A 4,591-nucleotide genomic window follows, 5' to 3' on the forward strand; every position below is an offset into this window, starting at 1 on the left:
CGAGGACCACCCAGACGGACCCGGAGTCGGCCAGCTCCGCGTCGTGGCGGGCCGCGTCGAGGGCCTCGCTCGTCCAGCGGCGCGCGGACAGCCCGAAGGGGGCGCCGGCCGCCTCCAGCCGCAGCCCGGAGCCGTCGGGGGCGGTGAGCTCCGCCCAGCGCACGTCGGCGCGCCGGCCGTTCTCCTGCGGCAGCACGTACGGGGTGTGCAGCCGCTCGACGTCGGCCCCGAAGCGCCCGACCAGGGCGGCGGAGCCGGTGTCGGGGTACGCCTCGCCCGGGCCGCGGCCGAACCACGCCAGGTGCCCGAGGGCGCGGGGCAGCCGCAGCCGGAGCCCGACGAGGGGCAGCACGGCGGGCAGGTCGCCGTGCGGCACGACGGTGACGGCGAGGGCCAGGGCACCCGCCTGCGGCGCGGTCCAGGCGTACGCCACGTCGAAGCCGGCGTCGAGACCGGCGGGGGCGACGCGGGTGCGCACGAGGAGGCCGGACCCCGCGGCGCCGCCGGGCTCGACGGACACCGTGCGGTGGCGCAGCCGGTGCAGGCCGAAGCGGCGCCAGGCGGCGGCCACGGGTTCGCCGTGGTGACCGGCGTCGTTGTCGGTGGGCGCCCGCCACAGGTCCAGGCGCGGGGAGCCGACGGGCAGGCCGGCCAGGTCGAGCAGCTCGCCGGTGCGGGCGTCGAAGGTGCCCGGCCCGAGCAGCAGGTCCGGGCCGCGGCGCACCGGCGGGGGGCCACCGGCCGGTGCGGGGTGCGGGGCGAGCTGGGGCAGCCGGAGCTGGCCCGTGCCGATCACGTGCCCGGCCGGGGCCCACGGCTCGTCCTCGCGCAGCACCGCCCGCACGGTGAGCCAGCGCTCGGCGCGCGCCGGGGCGGCCTGGCGCACCTCGGCGGGCACCTCCAGCAGCGCCTCCCCGCGGGGCCCGAGCGCCGGCACCACCAGCTCCCCCTCGGCCACCGTGGAGCCGTCGTCCTCCACGCTCCACAGCAGCCGGACGTGGGACAGGTCGCGGTGGTCGTACCGGTTGCGCAGCCGCAGCCGCCCGGGCTCGGCGGCGTCGGGGTCGAACGGCCGCTCCGGGGCCAGGTGCACCTGGGCGACGACGGCCGCGAGGTCCAGCAGGCCGGGCGAGGGCGTGCGGTCGGGCAGCACCAGCCCGTCGGCGACGAAGTTGCCGTCGTGCAGCTCCTCGCCGAAGTCCCCGCCGTAGGCCCAGCGGGTGCGCCCGTGCTCGTCGCGCTGGCGCAGGCCGTGGTCGATCCACTCCCAGACGAAGCCGCCCATGCAGCGCTCGGAGGACTCGAACAGCTCCTGGTACTCGGCCAGGCCGCCGGGGCCGTTGCCCATCGCGTGGGCGTACTCGCACTGCACGAAGGGCATCGCCCGCCGCCGGGCGTCGAGGGCGGGGTCGGCCAGCGCCTCCTCGGTGCGGGTGGCGATGGCCGCGACCTCCTCGTGGGAGGCGTACATCCGGCTGTAGACGTCGACGTGCGGGCTGTCCCAGTCGTGCTCGTAGTGGACGGGGCGCGAGGGGTCGCGCTCGCGCGTCCAGGCCGCCATCGCCTCCAGGTTGCGCCCGTGCCCGCTCTCGTTGCCCAGCGACCACAGCACCACCGAGGGGGCGTTCTTGTCCCGCTCCACGGTGCGCCGCATCCGCTCCAGCAGCGCCGGTCGCCACGCCGGGTCGTCGGAGGGGTTGCCGCGCCAGCCGACCTCGACGAACCCGTGGGTCTCCAGGTCGCACTCCAGCACCACCCACAGGCCCAGCTCGTCGCACAGCTCGACGAAGCGCGGGTGCGGGGGGTAGTGGCTGGTGCGGACGGCGTTGACGTTGTGCCGCTTCATGAGCAGCACGTCGGCGAGCATGTCCGCCTCGGTGACGGCGCGGCCGCGGTCGGGGTCCACCTCGTGCCGGTTGACGCCGCGCAGCTTCACGGGGGCGCCGTTGACGGTGAAGACGCCGCCCGTGATCGCGACCGTGCGGAACCCGACGTGCAGGGCGACCCGCTCGGAACCGGTGGCGACCTCGGCGGCGTAGCGGCGCGGGTCCTCCGCCGACCACGGCTGCACCGCGGCCAGCTCGACCTCCTCGCCGCAGGCGACGTCGACGCCCAGCTCGGGCACCCGCAGCCGCGCGGTGGAGCCGTCGGCGGTGCGGGCCTCGACCCGCAGCCGGCCGGTGCCGGTGGCGGCGTCGTAGCCGGCGTGCACGAACACGTCCTCGACGGCGCCGGCGGGGCGGGCCAGCAGCGACACCTCCCGGAAGATGCCGGACATCCACCACATGTCCTGGTCCTCCAGGTAGCTGCCGGAGGACCACTGGTGCACCCGCACCGCGAGGACGTTGTCGCCGTCGAGCAGCGCGGCCGTGGCGTCGAACTCCACGGGCAGCCGGCTGCCGGTGGAGCGGCCGAGCTCGACCCCGTTGAGCCAGACCGCGACGGCGGAGTCGACGCCCTCGAAGCGCAGCACGGCCCGGCCCCCGGCGGGCACGAACCCGGCGGGGACGGCGAAGGTGCGCCGGTGGTCGCCGGTGGGGTTCTCGTCCGGCACGTGCGGGGGGTCGACGGGGAAGGGGTAGGTGACGTTGGTGTAGGCGGGCGCGCCGAAGCGGCCCTCCCCCTGCAGCTGCCAGTGCCCCGGGACGGTCAGCACGTCCCAGCCGCCGTCGTCGAAGCCGGGCCCCGAGAAGTCCACGGGCGCGTCGGCGTGCGGCGACAGCCGGAACCGCCAGGTGCCGGACAGGTCGAGGCGGGCGGCGTCGGAGCGCAGCCAGGCCCGCGCCGGCAGCGCGCCGCGGGTCGGCAGGTGCTCGGTGAACCAGCGCGACCCGGGGGCCACGGGGTCGTCGCCGGGCGCGCCGGCGGCGGTCTGCGGGGAGCTGGTCACGGTGCCTCCGTGCTCGTGGGTCGTGCCGGGTTCGGGTCGTGCCGGTCGAGGTCGTGCCGGGTCGAGGTCGTGCCGGGGTTCACGTGCGCACGAGGTGCAGCAGCAGCGCGGCCCCGGGGTTGAGCAGCGGCATCGGCAGGCCGAGGGCCCCCAGCGCGGCGCCGGTCAGGACCAGGCCACCGCCGTCCTGCGCGCCACCCGCAGCGCCACCGGCCCGCGCCGGCCACGGCGGTGGCGCGCCCTGCAGCACCGACGGCTCCCCCAGCTCGGTGCGCACCCGCACCGCGTAGCGCGCCGCCGGGTCCAGGCCCGGCAGCCGCACCCGCCCCGGCTGGGCGTCGGCGGCGGTGGCCAGCCGGGCCCAGCAGAACACCGCCTCGCCGGCGTCCGCGGCCACCACCCCGTGCAGCAGCGCGCCGGGGTCCACCTCGTCGGCGCGCACCACGCGCCCGGAGTGCAGCAGCGGCCGCAGCTCCTTGTACAGCGCCGTCCAGCGCGAGAGCACCTCCAGCTCCGCCGGCGAGCACGTGGTGACGTCCCACTCGATGCCGGCGTGCCCGAACAGCGCCGTGGCGCAGCGGAACTGCAGCGCCAGGTGCCGGTGGGTGCTGTGCGCCTCGGGCGGGCCCACGTGGGCGCCGGTCAGCTCCGGCGGCACGAGCAGCGCCGTCCAGCGCTGGATCTGCTGCCGCTCCAGCGCGTCGTTGGTGTCCGAGGCCCAGATCCGGTCGGTGCGCTGCAGGATCCCGAGGTCGACGCGGGCGCCGCCGCTGGCGCAGGACTCGACCTCCAGGCCGGGGTGGCGCCGGCGCAGCTCGTCGAGCAGGGCGTACAGCGCGACCGTCTGCGCGTGCACGCCGGGCGCGGCGGTGCCGTCGGCGCGGCGGTGCTCGGCGACGTGCAGGTCCCGGTTGTGGTCCCACTTGAGGAAGTCGACGCCGAACTCGGTCACCAGGGCGTCCAGGCGCTCGAGCAGGTGCTCCCACGCCGCCGGGTGCGCCAGGTCGAGGACGTGCTGGGTGCGCCACAGCGGCGCCTCGGGGGTGAGGACCCAGTCGGGGTGGGCGCGCGCGAGGTCGGAGTCGGGGTTCACCATCTCCGGCTCCACCCAGAGGCCGACCTGCATCCCCAGGGCGCGGACGTGGTCGAACAGCGGGTTCAGCCCCTGCGGCCACACGTCCTGCGAGACGTACCAGTCGCCGAGGCCGGTCCTGTCGTCGCGGCGGGCGCCGAACCAGCCGTCGTCGAGCACGAACCGCTCCACGCCGATGCGCGCGGCGGTGTCGGCCAGCGCGGTGAGCGTGGCGAGGTCGTGGTCGAAGTACACCGCCTCCCACGTGTTGAGCACGACGGGGCGCGGGGTGCGGGGGTGCTGCGGGCGGGCCCGCAACCGCTCGTGCAGCCGCGCGGAGAGCCCGTCGAGCCCCGCGGTGGAGTGCACGTACAGCACCTCGGGGGTCGTGTACGACTCCCCCGCGGCCAGGCGCACCTCGCCGGGTGCGAGGTGCTCCCCCCCGCCGAGGACGCTGCTCGCGGTGGCCGCGCCCTCGGGCAGGTGCTCGACCAGGTACACCGGGTTCCCGCTCCAGGCGACGTGCACGCCCCACACCTCCCCGTGGCGGAACCCGAACCCGGGGGTGCCCGCGACGAGCACCCGGTAGCCCTCGTGCGCGGCGGCGCGGCTCAGCCCCCGCAGCACCG

General features: G+C 77.1%; 2 protein-coding genes. Both read right to left on the minus strand.

Annotation, left to right across the window (positions count from 1 at the left end):
- A partial coding sequence (locus tag ABEB16_RS17265) for a glycoside hydrolase family 2 TIM barrel-domain containing protein (protein ID WP_345713458.1) occupies window positions 1-2,890 on the minus strand: 2,890 nt, incomplete at its 3' end.
- 79 nt (window positions 2,891-2,969) lie between these two features.
- On the minus strand, window positions 2,970-4,591 hold a 1,622-nt coding region (locus tag ABEB16_RS17270; protein ID WP_345713459.1), incomplete at its 5' end, for an alpha-galactosidase.

Source organism: Kineococcus glutinatus (assembly GCF_039542765.1).
Classification (GTDB): Bacteria; Actinomycetota; Actinomycetes; order Actinomycetales; family Kineococcaceae; genus Kineococcus_A; species Kineococcus_A glutinatus.